This window comes from Paenibacillus tundrae (assembly GCF_036884255.1).
Classification (GTDB): Bacteria; Bacillota; Bacilli; order Paenibacillales; family Paenibacillaceae; genus Paenibacillus.
In genome coordinates this window covers 6199767-6214970 of the sequence record NZ_CP145605.1, presented here as the reverse complement: position 1 = coordinate 6214970, position 15204 = coordinate 6199767, and the positions used below count along the sequence as shown (strand labels likewise).

The 15204-nt window shown below is 48.3% G+C and carries 13 protein-coding genes; 11 read left to right on the top strand and 2 right to left on the bottom strand.

What is annotated here, in order from left to right; all coding sequences use genetic code 11:
• Positions 1–14: 14 nt before the first annotated feature.
• From V6W81_RS27765 to nikE, 7 genes are all read left to right on the top strand, one after another.
• The gene (locus V6W81_RS27765) at positions 15–977 is read left to right on the top strand and encodes an acetylxylan esterase (protein WP_338541026.1); all 963 of its coding nucleotides are present in this window, start codon (positions 15–17) and stop codon (positions 975–977) included.
• A gap of 154 nt (positions 978–1131) precedes the next feature.
• Positions 1132–5070: a glycosyl hydrolase gene (locus V6W81_RS27760; RefSeq protein ID WP_338541025.1), complete on the top strand. Its 3939-nt coding sequence runs from the start codon at positions 1132–1134 to the stop codon at positions 5068–5070.
• A gap of 205 nt (positions 5071–5275) precedes the next feature.
• A complete protein-coding gene (gene nikA / locus V6W81_RS27755) occupies positions 5276–6913 on the top strand; it encodes a nickel ABC transporter substrate-binding protein (RefSeq protein ID WP_338541024.1) in 1638 nt (545 codons plus the stop codon).
• Between the two features lie 41 nt (positions 6914–6954).
• The gene (gene nikB / locus V6W81_RS27750; RefSeq protein WP_338541023.1) at positions 6955–7899 is read left to right on the top strand and encodes a nickel ABC transporter permease subunit NikB; all 945 of its coding nucleotides are present in this window, start codon (positions 6955–6957) and stop codon (positions 7897–7899) included.
• Positions 7896–8726 (top strand): nickel ABC transporter permease subunit NikC, encoded by an 831-nt coding sequence (nikC, locus tag V6W81_RS27745; protein WP_145044713.1) that lies wholly within the window; start codon positions 7896–7898, stop codon positions 8724–8726. The genes nikB and nikC overlap by 4 nt, the downstream gene beginning before the upstream one ends.
• 70 nt (positions 8727–8796) lie before the next feature.
• Positions 8797–9603: a nickel import ATP-binding protein NikD gene (gene nikD / locus V6W81_RS27740; RefSeq protein WP_338541022.1), complete on the top strand. Its 807-nt coding sequence runs from the start codon at positions 8797–8799 to the stop codon at positions 9601–9603.
• 124 nt (positions 9604–9727) lie between these two features.
• Positions 9728–10528 (top strand): nickel import ATP-binding protein NikE, encoded by an 801-nt coding sequence (nikE, locus tag V6W81_RS27735; protein ID WP_338541021.1) that lies wholly within the window; start codon positions 9728–9730, stop codon positions 10526–10528.
• 248 nt (positions 10529–10776) lie between these two features.
• Here the strand turns inward: nikE and V6W81_RS27730 are convergent, their stop codons facing one another.
• Positions 10777–11355 carry an NAD(P)H-dependent oxidoreductase gene (locus tag V6W81_RS27730; protein WP_338541020.1) on the bottom strand — a complete coding sequence of 193 codons (579 nt, stop codon included), beginning with the start codon at positions 11353–11355 and terminating at the stop codon, positions 10777–10779.
• A gap of 233 nt (positions 11356–11588) precedes the next feature.
• A complete protein-coding gene (locus V6W81_RS27725) occupies positions 11589–12179 on the bottom strand; it encodes a TetR/AcrR family transcriptional regulator (RefSeq protein WP_338541019.1) in 591 nt (196 codons plus the stop codon).
• Between the two features lie 257 nt (positions 12180–12436).
• On the opposite strand from V6W81_RS27725, the gene V6W81_RS27720 reads away from it, so the two are divergent.
• The 4 genes from V6W81_RS27720 (at position 12437) to V6W81_RS27705 (ending at position 15119) form a co-directional block, all read left to right on the top strand.
• The gene (locus V6W81_RS27720) at positions 12437–13408 is read left to right on the top strand and encodes a phosphotransferase family protein (protein WP_338541018.1); all 972 of its coding nucleotides are present in this window, start codon (positions 12437–12439) and stop codon (positions 13406–13408) included.
• Between the two features lie 18 nt (positions 13409–13426).
• A complete protein-coding gene (locus V6W81_RS27715; RefSeq protein WP_338541017.1) occupies positions 13427–14425 on the top strand; it encodes a glycosyltransferase in 999 nt (332 codons plus the stop codon).
• 50 nt (positions 14426–14475) lie between these two features.
• Entirely contained in the window at positions 14476–14760 is a 285-nt protein-coding gene (locus V6W81_RS27710) for a YesK family protein (RefSeq protein WP_338541016.1), read from the top strand.
• 197 nt (positions 14761–14957) lie between these two features.
• The gene (locus V6W81_RS27705; RefSeq protein WP_239291188.1) at positions 14958–15119 is read left to right on the top strand and encodes a hypothetical protein; all 162 of its coding nucleotides are present in this window, start codon (positions 14958–14960) and stop codon (positions 15117–15119) included.
• Positions 15120–15204: the final 85 nt, after the last annotated feature.

Below are 15204 nucleotides of genomic sequence, written 5' to 3'. Positions count from 1 at the left end.
ATGGAGAGGGACAGATGGGTGAGACAACGTTAGAACAATTGAAAAAATACAACGGGAGCAGTCCGAAACCGGATGATTTCGATGCTTATTGGAGCCGTGCCCTCGCAGAGCTAGACGCGCAATCGCTCGAATATGAACTGGTGCCCGCGGACATTACATCACCGCTTGCAGAGTGCTTCCACCTGTATTTCACAGGTGTAGGTGGCGCACGCATACATGGTAAGCTGGTTCGGCCTATGGCTGCATCCGCTGATGCCAAAGGGCAAGCCATGGCTATGTTTCACGGATATTCTAGTGATAGCGGCGACTGGTTTGACAAGATTGCTTACGCTGCCCATGGCATCACGGTACTCGCTTTGGACTGCCGTGGACAGGGCGGGCTTTCCGAGGACAACCTGCAAGTGAAAGGTACAACCATTCGTGGACACATCATCCGGGGCATCGATGATCCTAATCCGGATAAGCTGTATTTCCGTAATGTTTTCCTTGATACCGTGCAGACGGTACGCATTCTGATGTCTATGGAACACGTCGATGAAGAACGTGTGGGTGTGTATGGCTGTTCTCAAGGTGGGGCATTAGCCACAGCTTGTGCATCCCTTGAACCGCGCGTGAAGCTGGCGGTGCCAGTATATCCTTTTTTATCGGATTATCGACATGCCTGGGAGCTAGGTGCCGCAAGTTCAGCTTATGAAGAGCTGGTGTATTATTTCCGGTTATTTGACCCCAATCATGAGCGGGAGGACGCTATCTTCTCCAGACTCGGGTATATCGACATCTCTAATCTGGCAGATCGAATTCAGGCTAAGGTGCTGTTCGTAACTGGGCTTGCGGACACGATCTGTCCACCGTCCACTCAGTTTGCCGTGTACAACCGGATTCAGTCATCCAAGGAGCTGCTTGTTTATCACGAGTATGGTCATGAGTATATCCCGCGTTTATCTGATCGAACGTTGCAGGCGTTCCTGAACCTGTAGGTGATTGTTCTGTTGTCTGGAGAATAGACGGAATCTAAGTTCTAAATGGTATTGCTCGATTTTCGATGTGTCTCTCCAGACCAGCAGAACAGAGGAGTTTTTCATAATAAGATCAGCAGTATTCGTGCACCACAACCGAGGAGGAGATAGAGCGATGAAGAAGGCACAGGTCGTTATGCGTACAGCACTCAGTGTAGTATTACTTGGATCAACAGCATTACCTGCATTTGCAGATGCGAACGTAGAGGGTGAGGTTGGTGGCAACCGTGTAAATGCAGTGCAGTCCGCTGCGGAATGGTCAGGACATTGGGCTGAGCCACTAATCAATAAATGGTTAACCGCAGGATGGGTCAGTGGGTACCCGGATGGTTCATTTCGACCGGATCAGCATGTTAGCAGAAGTGAATTTGTAAACGCTATCAATACAATCTTTGGATATTACGTCTTGGATCAAGAAGAATCCTTTGCGGATGTGCAAGCAGGTAACTGGTATGCTTCCGCTCTGTCTATCGCCCGTGAAGCAGGATATTATCAGGGATACCCTAATAATACAGCCAAGCCTGATCAGGAGATTACCCGTGAAGATGCAGCGGTATTACTCGTTCGTGCCTTTGGACTGGAGAAGGTAACAGGAGGAACAGAGTCATCCACGTCTTTCTTGGATGAGTCGGATATCCGCAGCTATGCTCGTGAATCGGTTCGTGTCTTATCCGGTGTTATTGAAGGATATCCGGATGGATCATTTAAACCGGATGGTGCGCTGACCCGAGCTGAAATGCTGTCCTGGTTGGATGAGTTGGCACCCGTGATTAATTCGATGGATACATCAGCAGGTCGAGTGATCCAAGGTAATGTGGTTATCAACCAAAATGGGATCAAACTGAGTGATGTTGTCATTAACGGCAATTTATATATTGCTCCGGGCGTTCGTGAAGGAGAGGTTGATCTATCCAAGGTTACGGTCAAGGGTGCCACATACATTCAGGGTGGAGGTACGCACTCTGTAACTGTTACGGATTCCGTTTTGGACAATGTTTTTGTTGATCGTCGTGAGGGCGAGGTGCGACTTGAGCTGACAGGTACCACGACAGCAGAGCAGCTCCATGTGGAGCGTCCAGCAATCGTTGCATTAGGTTCGGGAACAGTAGTGCGCTCCGCTCAACTATTGGCCCGGACTACATTACAACTGGACAGTGGTTCCAGTGTGGGAGAGTTGCATATGACCAAGGCAGCAAAGGGTACCTCTGTAACGGGAACAGGCAAGGTGAGTAAAGTGGATATCCAGGCTGACGATGTGCTTCTGAATGGAAAGGCTGTCACGCAAGATACATGGCTGGCACAGACCGGTTCGGATACAGGGGCAGCTTCAGGAACCGTGAATAACAGCAGCAATGGTGGTAGTAGTACTGGGAATAATGGTGGAAATGGCAGTGGTGGCGTAAGTAACCCTGGCAATGGGGGTGGAAGTGGCGGCTCGGATGGTAATACCGGTGGCAATTCAGGCGGTGGCACAACGACGCCGACCAATCCAACGAGTCCGTCTAATCCAGGTTCGGGTGTCACGCCTGATCATAATCAAACGCCAATTGATACATCTGCTTTTGACCTGAGCCCAGTGAAGCTGGTGGATGAACAGGCTTCACCAGCCACCAAATCATTGTTTGCATACTTGAACAATGTGCGCGGCGAAGCTATTTTATTCGGACAACAACATGCTACAACAGAAGGGGTAACCATTACAGCGAACGATGGTACACAATCGGATGTGTTTAACGATGTAGGTGCGTTTCCTGCGGTATTCGGCTGGGATACATTAAGTCTGGAAGGGAATGAGAAGCCAGGATCATTGGACGCCAGCCCAGAAGAGAACACAGCCAAGCTTGCGGCAGTTATGAAGAAGGCATATGAGAGGGGTGGTATTGTAACCCTTAGTGCACATATGAAAAATTTTGTGACAGGAAATGACTTCTATGATACAAGCGGTTCGGTGGTATCTCACATTTTACCTGGCGGGGATAAAAACGCTGAATATAACATCTATCTCGATCAGATTGCGGATCTAGCTCATCAGTTATCGGATGATCAGGGCAATGACATTCCGGTTATCTTCCGTCCATTCCACGAAAATAACGGGAACTGGTTCTGGTGGGGGGCTGCGTTTACGTCGAAGGAGCAGTATGTGCAGCTATATCGCTATACCGTGGAGTATCTAAGAGATACCAAAGGCGTGGATAACTTCCTGTACGCGTTCTCGCCAAATGGGTTCTTCAGTGGCAACGAGAGCGAATACCTGAAGACATATCCGGGTGATGACTATGTGGATATCCTTGGGTTCGATATCTACGGTTCAGCAGAGGGCTCAGAAGGATGGTTTACCAAATTGGTGCAGGATGCTGCGATGATCTCAAGGATTGCGGACAGCAAAAATAAAGTAGCAACCCTCAGTGAGTTCGGGTATAGCACCAAAGGCATGAAGATTTCCGGCAACCATGATAAAGCTTGGTTTACGAACCTTCTCAAGGCACTAGAGTCCGATCCCGATGCCAAACGGCTGGCGTACATGTTAACATGGGTTAACTTTGAGGCGGATCAGGTCTTCGTGCCGTATCGCAATGCACCAGGCGGGCTTGGTAATCACGAGCTATTAGATGACTTTGTGAAGTTGTACAATGCACCGTATACAGCATTCAATGACCGACTGCAAGCCGTCTATAGCCTGAATGTGTCTACTCAGCCGAACGCGCCGAGGTTGAATATTGTCTCCCCGTTGAACCAACAGCAGATCAAGGAGAACGAGGTGACGGTACGTGCACGGGTGCTTGGACAATCAGCAGATCGAGTGGTCTACACCGTGGGGCAGGAGACGGAAGAACACGAGATGATATTGGGGGCGCAAGACAACTATTATACGGCTGCTTGGCGTCCGGATTCAGAGCTGGATCAACAGAGTGTGAAACTGCACGTGAAGGCATATGTAGACGATAAGATTGTGATGCAAGATGAGGTTGTCGTTAACTTTAATTTTGATGCGAGCAGATTATATACGTATACCTTCGATAGTGATACGAACGGGGTATCCAGTGGCGGGGCTTATCAGGCGGAAATTACCTCTGTGGAGCAGGCTGAATTCAATGGCAGCGGTATGTTGAAGATCAACGCCAAGTTTGAGGATGGGACACATACCTGGCAGGAGCTGAAGCTGACGCTGGATGCCATCGCACAGAAGGTGAAGCTGGCTGATGTCAGCAAAGTGACGCTAGATATGTATGTTCCGCTGAGTGCTGGTGTGAGCAGTACGCCATCAATATATGCAACAGCCACGTTGCCGGATGATTGGGATACGAAGTATAACATCAGTAATGCCGTGGCCTTAAGCGATCTAGAGAAGGTAACGGTGGATGGTGTAAATTACGGGAAATATACCGGCGAAATTGTGCTGGATAATCCCGAGAAGTCAGCCGCAGCTACATCCATGATGCTATCGATTGTAGGCAGTGGTTTGCAATACACAGGCCCAATCTATGTGGATAATATTCAATTGATTCATGTGAAACCAGAGCCTATCTTCGATAAAGACCTGGTAGATGATTATGAGAGTTATGCAGGCAATGACACCACGCTCAGCAATGCCTACACCCCTAATGCACAGGGGGATAAGATTACAATTAAGCTAACTCCGGATCAGAAGGGTGCAGGAGAGTATGGTTTACAGTATGACTATGCGCTGAGTAGTTCCGGGTATGGCGGGATAACTCGTGTGATGGACGGCGTGGACTGGTCGGATCGGGATACGCTGAGACTGTGGCTTGCACCAGACGGCAAAGGGCAGAAGCTCGTATTGCAGGTGAAAGCAAGCGGTGTATCGTTCGAGGCGTATCCTTCACTTGCTGGGACAGAGGCTGGGTGGGTCGAGATTCCGTTCAGTGAATTTAAGCCTGCGCCTTGGGATACGGCCAATGCTGGTGCTGCATTTGATGCGGTTAAGGCCAAGAACATTCAGGAGTTCTCTATCTATATTAATGCGAGTGATCCAAGCCAGCCTGTTTCGGGTACGTTGTACTTGGATGATATCCGGGCGATAAGCAAGAAATAACAGCCCAATGTACAGTTTCTTTCGGTTAAAAATACCTGGGTTCAGACCAAGAAACTCTTCCTCTTGCAGGAAGGGTTTCTTTGGCATGTGTGGGGATATGCTGATGGATGTCGAATTTTGTTGACAAAAAGAAGGCGCCTGCATATTCTTAATGGATGAATATGATAATCATTATCATAAAATAGAGAAAAGGGGTTCTCCAACTATGTCTGTACAAAATCGCAAATTTTCTACCCTCATGCTGGCAACAACGTTAGTATTGCTGCTGGTCATCGTGGGTTGCAGTAATACTGGAAGTGGCTCGGACTCCTCTTCTGCCGGTTCGGATCAAGCCGCTTCTGCGAACGAGATTACGATGTCATGGCCACGTGATATCGGTACGATGAATCCGCATACGTATAACCCATCGCAATTGTTTGCCCAATCCATGCTGTATGAGCCACTGATCAGTTACCAGAAGGACGGTAAACTGGCACCTGCTCTCGCGGAGTCATGGACGATCTCCGATGACGGCAAAGAGTACACATTCAAGCTTCGCCAAGGTGTGAAGTTCTCAGATGGTACACCATTTAATGCCGAGATCGTGAAGAAGAATTTTGATGCGATTATGAAACATAAAGATACCCACAGCTGGTTAGGCATTGTAGGCGTCTTAGACAAAACAGAGGTTGTGGATGACAACACCTTCCGCATGACTCTCACCGAGCCGTACTACCCTGTGCTGCAGGACTTGTCTGTCGTTCGTCCGTTCCGCTTCCTAGGCGAAGCCGGATTCCCGGCTGATGGTGATACGTCCGTAGGCATCAAAGAGCCTGTAGGTACTGGCCCGTGGATGCTGGCTGATTACAAGCAGGATGAATATGCCGTCTTCAAGCGCAACCCGAACTACTGGGGAACAGCACCGAAGGTGGAGCAGATTACAGTCAAGATTATTCCTGACGGTGAAACGCGTGTACTTGCCTTTGAAAAAGGTGATCTCGACCTGATCTACGGTGAAGGTGTAATCAGTCTGGATGCGTTCCAACAGCTACGTGACAACGATAAGTATGTAACGCAATTGTCTGATCCGGTAGGGACGCGCAGCATGTTGCTGAACTCGTCCAATCCGAAGCTATCTGATGTCAGAGTACGGATGGCGCTACAGCAAGGCTTTAACAAGAAAGCGATGGTTGAAGGAGTCACTTCCGGTTTGGAAGAACCAGCCGATACAGTACTGTCCAAAAACTATCCATACACCAATGTAGACCTGGAACCAATCACATATGATGTGGAGAAATCCAAAGCATTGCTCGATGAAGCTGGCTGGAAGCTTCCAGCAGGAGGTACAGTACGGGAGAAAGATGGTCAGCCGCTTGAATTCGAGATGATTTTTGATAAAACAGATCCAATCCAGAAGGCAATGGGAGAAACGATTCAGGCTGAATGGAGCGAGCTTGGGGTGAAAGTTAACCTTACGGGGTTGGAACTGACCGTACAGATCAAGCGTCTGAAAGCCAACGATTTCGACCTGTATTTCTGGTACAACTACGGGGCGCCGTATGATCCACATTCCTTCATTAACGTTGTAGCGAGCCCTGGATTCGGCATTTCCGAGACCCTGAGTGCATTGCCGATGAAAAAGGAATTGGATGACCAAGTGCATGCAGCACTGTCATCTACAGACGAGACGAAACGCCAGGAGCTCTACGGCTCCATCCTGAAAACACTTCAGGAGCAATCGGCAATTGTTCCGATCTCTTATATTAAGAAAACAGCGGTGTATCAGAAGAAGATCTCCAACTTTATCTTCCCGGCAAACCGTGATGAGAATCCGTTTGTAGGCATCGAATTGAACGGGAAGTAATTGGGAACAACATGTAGCTTGATAAAAGGGAGGAAGGTTTGGTGATCGGCTATATCGGGAAACGAATGATCGCAATCATTCCTATCGTTATTATTGCTACACTTGTTACATTTGAGCTGATTCATATCTCGCCGGTTGATCCAGCCGAGGCGTACCTAACGGCAGCACATATCTATCCAACGCCGGAATTACTCGCGGAGAAGCGGCATGAATTCGGCTTGGATCAGCCTTTGCTCACGCAATATGTCAACACGCTCCAGCGAATCGTGCAGTTGGACTTCGGCACCTCATATCTAACGAACAAACCGGTCTGGGATGAGGTGAAACTGAGACTTCCAGCGACGGCTGAATTAGCCTTATGGAGCATGTTGTTCTCCGCAGTAGTGAGTATACCGCTAGGGATTCTGGCTGCGGTGTACAAGAATAGCTGGATTGACATGGTCAGCCGAGCGATTTCCTATTTCGGTGCGTCGATCCCGCAATTCTGGCTCGGCTATCTACTGATTTTCTTTTTCTCTGTGAAGCTGGATTGGCTGCCTGTGGAGGGACGAGGATCGTGGGAGAATCTAGTATTGCCTACGGTTACGCTCTCCTTGGTACTGATCGCCGTGTATACCCGGTTGTTGCGTTCAAGCGTGCTGGAGCAATTGGGGGAGACGTATGTGCAGTATGCGCGAACACGCGGTATTCGTGAACGGGTTATTATGCTGAAGCATGTGCTGAAGATTGCCATATCGCCACTTATTACGGGGATGGGAATGAATATGGGCAAGCTGCTCACAGGAACGATTATTGTGGAGCAGGTATTTTCTTGGCCTGGATTCGGACGATATTTCGTGGAAGCTATATTTAACCGGGACATTCCCGTTATCCAATGTTATGTCTTCTTTGCGGCATGTCTGTTCATCGTATGCAATTTGCTCGTTGATCTGGTACAGCTCTATATGGATCCACGGATTTCGGCGAAAGGACGGGCAGAACATTGATAAACAAATGGCGTGCGGTGTTCAGAGGACAAAGAGCCATCATGATCTGCTCGGTGGTTGTGTTGTTTTTCTTCGGAGTGGCGTTATTGGCGCCTTGGATTGCTCCCCATGATCCAGTGAAGGTGAATCTGTTGCAGAAGCTGGCAAGTCCTTCGCTTGAGCACTGGCTGGGAACAGATCACCTCGGAAGGGACAATTTATCCAGGCTAATCTATGGGGCGCGGGTATCTTTAGGTTTTGCAACGCTTATCTTCCTGTCTTCTTTAATCATTGGTGTGATTGTAGGTTCAATCTCCGGGTACCTCGGCGGCTGGGTGGATAGTGTGTTAATGCGCTTCTGCGAAGGTATTATGGCTTTTCCAAACCTGGTGCTGGTGCTTGGTATCGTAGGTATCTTCGGCCCTGGTCTAATGCAGGTTCTACTCGCACTAATGATGGTACAGTGGGTGTATTATGCACGCATCTGTCGGAATATGGTTGTCAGTCTCAAGGAACGGAATTTCATCGCAGCGGCGCGTATTAGCGGGTCGTCTTCGTGGACTATTATCCGTAAACATATTATCCCTAACGTGCAGCGTCCCATTGTTGTCATGGGCACACTGGAGATGGGCTGGGCGATTATGGATATATCTGCGCTGTCCTTTCTAGGACTTGGTATTCAACCACCCAACGCAGAATGGGGTGCAATGATCCATGAGGGAACAAGCTATATTCGTAGCCACCCAGAGCTAATGATCTACCCTGGCGCACTGATCTTGTTGGTGGTCATCACCTTCAACATTCTAGGAGAATCATTATCTGAGAAGTATGGTGTTTCGAAACGGTAGTTTCCAATGCTTCATGAAGGTCGAAGAAAATGAAGGCAAAGGCAAGTGGGACAAGGGGTGAACAATAACGATGGTTGATACAGCGAAGGTGCTCGAGGTTCGGAATCTGCAAGTGAACCTACGAACAGCGGATGGCTCTGTTCCACTACTAGAGCCCATTCATTTTGAACTGGAGAAGGGGCGTGTCTTCGGGCTTGTCGGCGAGAGTGGCAGCGGCAAGACGGTTACATGTAATGCTTTACTCCATATGCTGGATCAGCGCAGGATGGAAGTGACCGGCAGCATTCGGCTTAATGGTAGGGAGCTAAGCTCATTATCGGGTGAGGAGATGCGGCGCATCCGAGGCAAGGAAATCGGATTTATTATGCAGAATCCGATGAATGCTTTTACACCTGTATTTACGATTGGTTCACAGTTCATTGAGACTTTGCGTACACATACGCAAATGACCAAAGCACAAGCCAAAGAGCAGGCTATATCTGCCTTAGCAGAAATGAATCTACCCGAACCTGCCAAGCTGATGAAACGATATCCTTTCCAACTGAGCGGAGGCATGCTGCAACGGGTTATGATTGCGATCTCGATGTGTCTGCGACCTGCCGTAGTTATTGCCGATGAGCCAACGACTGCACTTGATGTCGTAAACCAGTTGAAGGTGCTGCAAGCGCTGGATCGACTTCGCACTGAATATGGAACAGCCATTTTGCTCATATCACATGATCTGGGCGTGATTTCACAGATGGCTGATGAAGTTGCAGTAATGCGGAAGGGGCGAATTATCGAGCAGGCCGAAGTACATCAGTTATTTGATCAACCCCAGCATGAATATACACGGATGCTGCTTCATGCTCGCCCGAGGATGTCTTTGGGACGATGAGCGTGACTGCTCCGATTCGTAGTTAAACTGGAAGGACGTAATGCGTGAATGCTGGATGATATCCGGTTTCATCGGTTTCGTATCATGAGAGCTTATGCCGAGGATAAGAGAGGATGGTGACCTGATGCTTCAGGTACGTGAAGTAAGCCATAGGTATGGCAAACGCAACTGGCTGGATCGTTCGGGGGCACGTCCTCCTGTGCTTGCAGATATATCACTTACGATCGAAAAGGGTGAATGCCTGGGGCTGTTAGGTACAAGTGGGGCGGGGAAAAGCACACTCGGCAAAATCATATTGGGACTGGAGAAGCCTTCCCAGGGACAGGTTTTGTTTCAAGATCAGGATATGTACCGTGCGAGCAAAACGGTAATGAAGGGGTTACGGCGAGATCTACAGGTCGTATTTCAGGACTGTTACTCTGCTGTGAATCCGCTGATGACCGCCGCCCAGATCATTGGAGAACCGCTGGACAATTACGAGCGGCTATCCGCAACGGATCAGCGACGTGTGGTTGGAGAATTACTTGAACAGGTGGGGCTTAAACCCGAGGATGCTAGCAAGTATCCACATCAGTTCAGCGGAGGACAGCTACAACGCGTCAATATTGCGCGGGCAATCGCACTCAAGCCCAAGTTAATTGTACTGGATGAATCAATAAGCAGTCTGGATATGGTGCACCAGACACAGATATTATCCCTGCTTGCTGAGTTACGGGCTTCTTATGGGTTATCGTACTTATTCATTACCCATGACATTCGAGCCGCTATGACGATCTGTGATCGCATCGCCGTGATGGATCAGGGAAGGCTGGTGTATTATGGCAGTGGCAATGAAGGGATCGTGCAATCGGAACATCCAGCTGTGCGGCAGTTAGTATCATCGATTTTGCCGGAACATCCGTCGGATCGCATTCCATTCAGCTGACGAATAGCTCTCATATGATTAGGTTAGCCAGTAAGTACTGGCTGGCCTTTTTTTGGTTGCATATATGTAGGTATGAACGGAGCAGTATGACATCCAAGCCAGCTGATACCATCCGGTGACGTAAAGGAGATGTGTGATCAAAAGAGTAACAATTTTCTAATGGAAATGTTAGAGCGTTTTCACCTGAATATCTCCCCGTAGAATGACAGATCGGGGTGATACAGAATCAATCGTAAGGAGCCTACAGATTATGTTAGCGTGCGCCCTAACTGCTCTATTTTTTCTAACCATTTCTTTCGCTGTGCCTCAGTCTGTTTACCCACTTGATCTACGGTTATGGTTCGTACAGGCTTGATACCCGTGAGTCTGAAGGTGGAATATTTCATCATCTTGTGTGCGGGTTCACCCTGGAACCATTTGAAGTACCAACTCGGGCCATCCATCGTAGTGATCAAGCGAGCAGTGCGACCTTTCAGCAATTGATCTGGTAGGGGTTTGCCCTTTTGGTATTTGAAGGCATAACCAGGCATGAAGATCCGATCTATGAAACCTTTTAGCAGAGCTGGAGGTCCTCCCCACCAGATCGGGAATACCCAGACGAGATGATCAGCCCATTTAATGGCTTCTTGTGCTTGCAGTAGGTCAGGCTCAAGAGGCAATTTATCACGGTACCCTCCTTCCAAATTCATGTTGAACTTTAATTCGTTTAAAGTGATCATACGTACTTCCGCGCCTGCGGCAACAGCACCTGTACGATAGGCTTCAGCGAGAGCACCATTGTAACTGGGTGAGACAGGGTTACCCTGAATAATTAGTACCTTTTTCATTTGAAATAACACGCCCTCGCTATTTTAGTTAATGAACACTAACCTCATGTGCAAAAAAGAAAGGCCACGTATGACCCGTTAATCATTCACCCGATACTATTTGTGTAGTGGGAAGTTGGACTGAGACATTTCTCTATATCCTATGCAGCATTGCTATTATCCATGAAACATGGACAAGGTGTAGTAGCAGTCCTACCTAAATGCAGACGTAATGAATAAACCCCGACCCGTCGTTATGCTTGAGGTGCATCCCCCAGCATCGACATAAGACGATGTGTCGTTTCTCCTGTGTAGGGAACAAGCTGCTCTGGGAGCTGCCCGTGCATGCTGGATGCAGCCAAGTGTGTTATGGCACCGATGATCATCACGCCAGTTAATTTGGAATCTTGAGCAGGCAGTTCGCCACGTATGATACCTTGATCAATCAGATCCATTAACGCATCCAGCGGTTGACGGTAATCCTCGCTGCTTCCAACTTCAACGAATATTTCATGATTTTGCGAGATCAGCAGTAGTCCGTACGGATCTGTATCATGCATCTCTAATACTTCGGCAATTAATCGTTGAAAGCGCTCCTTGACCGTTCCTTCTTGACGAACATATCCATCGATTAAGGCTGTATAGTCAGCGCAGTATTGTGTAAAGGCTTCGAGCGCAACCGCATCCTTATTCTTAAAATGTTTGTAGATCGCCGCATCCGTTACTCCAGCGGCATCACCGATCTCTTTGACGGAAATGCCGTCAACGCCTTTGGTCGCAAACAAGCGCATGGCAGCTTGTAAAATGTCTTTCTTTTTGCTATCTGAATGAGGTTTGTTCTTCATGATTGAATAGTAAGTGATTACTAACTAAAAAGCAAGGATTATAAAATTAGGTTAGGATCATCGTCTTTCGAATCCCTCTTAAACAATCCCTATATCCTACGCTTGCAGAGCAGCAAGACGAAAGCGTATGATGGACAAAACATCGAACCTGTAGAACAGTTTGGCGTATCAACTTGAGGTGAATTCGTTGAACGGAATAGGCGCTAGAGAGCAAATAGATAGCTGTGCGGGTGGATGCAAAATGGATGGTGGACATAATGAATAAAGACATACAAGCGCAGGAATGGGTAACCCCAGAAGGTGTGCTGAATGAAGCCAATATCGTGGATCGAGAGCCGTTGTACCAGGGGATGAATGGGCGATATGTGGAGCGGTTCACCGTACATACGGGCGAGAGCTATATCTTCAAACCTCTAACCCATGATACACAGTATGGACGTGAACAATGGGTAGCTCAGCATATATTTCCCGAGTTAGCTTTTCATGTTCCGCAACTGATCGCATCATCGGCCGCAGGGACACCCCCTGAACAGAGCTGGCTGATCTATGAGGATCTAGGACAGCTGAGCCATGATTTGAGTGAGAATACGATGCTACTCGTGGCTGTGATGATGGCCTACTGGCATACGCTATCGACAACAGCATGGACTGATCTGCCGCGGGTAGGACAGAAGCCATCGATTCGGGATATGCTGCGTGATCTGGTTGATCATCAGCAGGAGACGGAGACATTGCTTTCTAGTCTAGGGATGAGGCTCTCGTCTGCAAACTGGGATGATCTTACGTTGCAGATTCGTATTGCAGAGAGTCGTCTTCCCCTCGTTCTGTGCCATGGTGATCTGCATCCAGGTAATATTTCCGAGGTACAGGGGAGATTGGTCATTATTGATTGGGAGCATGTCCATCTGAACACACCACTGTGGGATATGTATCATCTGGTGGATTTATCCCATCCGTTGTTCCCTAGAACGGTTACACCGCAGCTGCGGGAGCTGGTCATGACTGTTTATCTGGATCATTTACAGGAGTGTGGTGTAGAGATTGATCCGGATTCTTTTGCAACATGGTATCATGCGTACGCATTCGTATTCTCGTTATGGATGCTGCGTTTAATCGATCGTGATCTGAATAATGCAGATTGTATATGGCCTGAGGATCAGCTTCGTGCGCAGTGGCAGGAGACGGCAGCAACGCTCCGTCAGTGCATGAACCGATTGTTCACGGAATAGAAATGAGGGGTATAGCACATGCGTAAAGTAGGACTTGTTATGCGTAAAATTCAATTCACAGAAGCTCAGGGACCACGCGTGTTCGCGGATCGTCTGAAGCAGATTGGACTGGAGCTGGGCGTAGATATTGTCTTTATCTCCCCAGAGCGTCATGTTAGCGGATATGATTGGTTGCCAGGTTATGAGCATGAGAAAGGCGATCTGGTAAACTATGATGTCGTGCTTGACCAGATTCATAGCCAGAATATTGAGCATGTTATATACACGGTATCGGGATTTACGTTCTTGAAGATGTTCTTACCCAAAAGCGTACTGTTCCCGCACAGCTTCCCTGACCCTGCACTGACGGGATACGAGATGATGAAGCCGTTCTATACAATGGTAGATAAAGCGGTGGTTCAGACCGAGTTTTTGAAAAGAGAGCTGGGGCGCAATTTCGGTGTGCATGACGTGAACGTCATTCCAATTGGCTTCAATGAAGAGCTGGCGCACCGCCATTACGACCCGAATCAGGTCGTGCATAACCGTGTGCTCTGGATCGGCCGAGATGAGGAGAATCGTCGACCGGATCTGGTGCTTGAGTATGCTAGACAGAACCCGGACAAAGAAGTATACATGGTGTTTGGCGGTCGACGCTACGAGGAGAGCATGAAGAAATACAACATTCCTTCCAATGTGAAACTGCAATTTGCGCTGACACAGGATGAGGTATTTGCACTGATGAATTCCGCAAAGGTGTATTGGAGCTGTTCGACATTCGATACGTTTGCGATGCCTCTGACAGAAGCGATGGCGATGGGCAAAATGGTTGTGAAGCCAGAGCATGCTTGTTATGGTCACATTCGATCTACACATGCCTTTGCAGGGAATGAGGATAACTGGTTTGAATTGGTGAACATGGCTGCTGCCGCTCCGCGGAGTGTGTCAGAAGATAACCGGGAGTATGCGTTTGGAGCCTTTTCACGAACCATTATGAAGGAAGGGTACCGGAACTTTTTTGAAGATTGGTTGAAGTAAAGCGTAAGAATGCGTGCGAAGTAGAGCGGTGTCATTAGAAGGAGGACTTTATGGACGTAGTCATCTTGTGGACACTCGGTATGTGGGTGGTGCAGCTGCTGATTGAATGGCTTATTTACCGGGCGCAGAAGCGCCAATTGACGTGGATTCAGTCGATTCTGCCCTGTGTGGCTCTGCTGGGAGGTGCCATCATCATCATGATTAGCATCGCCATTGGTGGATGGCCAGGCATCGGCTATGCATTGCTCGGCGCAGCACTGGGAACATCCGGACTGTTGACGCTGATTACGGTGGCGATTACAGCTCTGGTGATTCGACGTCGAGGCGGGAATTAATCTAGGTTTTGAGTTTGCGTTCGCACAGCTGCAGTGATGAGAGTTATGGTTCTGCCTTGTACAGACAGTGGAAATCTAGGGTTTTCGTGAACGTTATCGTATGGATCAGAAGACAACATAAGGGCAAAAGCCTGGTTGCAGAGATACAGGTGTCTGTGATATATTGACATTAATTATGAAAAGGGAGGTGAAGACAGGTGAATCACCAGATGCTTAACAACCGTATTAGCCAGCTACCGATTGCTATGGCTGGCATTGTTCATACTTTTTCCAACAACGGGAGAAGTCTGTCCAATTTTGAATATACGGAAGTTAACATTTGCGAGAAGATGCCTGCCTTGACCTCATTCGGACAATAAGCGTAATTGCTTGATTCGGAAGAGCCGCGGAGCTAACCTCTGCGGCTCTTTTTGTGTTGCGGTCAGGATCTTCCAATCCATAGGA

What these genes read in the sequence shown, in the direction of transcription:
- V6W81_RS27765 (WP_338541026.1), top strand. Translation starts at nt 15, where the DNA reads ATGGGTGAGACAACGTTAGAACAATTGAAAAAATACAACGGGAGCAGT.
- V6W81_RS27760 (WP_338541025.1), top strand. Translation starts at nt 1,132, where the DNA reads ATGAAGAAGGCACAGGTCGTTATGCGTACAGCACTCAGTGTAGTATTA.
- nikA (WP_338541024.1), top strand. Translation starts at nt 5,276, where the DNA reads ATGTCTGTACAAAATCGCAAATTTTCTACCCTCATGCTGGCAACAACG.
- nikD (WP_338541022.1), top strand. Translation starts at nt 8,797, where the DNA reads ATGGTTGATACAGCGAAGGTGCTCGAGGTTCGGAATCTGCAAGTGAAC.
- nikE (WP_338541021.1), top strand. Translation starts at nt 9,728, where the DNA reads ATGCTTCAGGTACGTGAAGTAAGCCATAGGTATGGCAAACGCAACTGG.
- V6W81_RS27730 (WP_338541020.1), bottom strand. Translation starts at nt 11,355, where the DNA reads ATGAAAAAGGTACTAATTATTCAGGGTAACCCTGTCTCACCCAGTTAC.
- V6W81_RS27725 (WP_338541019.1), bottom strand. Translation starts at nt 12,179, where the DNA reads ATGAAGAACAAACCTCATTCAGATAGCAAAAAGAAAGACATTTTACAA.
- V6W81_RS27720 (WP_338541018.1), top strand. Translation starts at nt 12,437, where the DNA reads ATGAATAAAGACATACAAGCGCAGGAATGGGTAACCCCAGAAGGTGTG.
- V6W81_RS27715 (WP_338541017.1), top strand. Translation starts at nt 13,427, where the DNA reads ATGCGTAAAGTAGGACTTGTTATGCGTAAAATTCAATTCACAGAAGCT.
- V6W81_RS27710 (WP_338541016.1), top strand. Translation starts at nt 14,476, where the DNA reads ATGGACGTAGTCATCTTGTGGACACTCGGTATGTGGGTGGTGCAGCTG.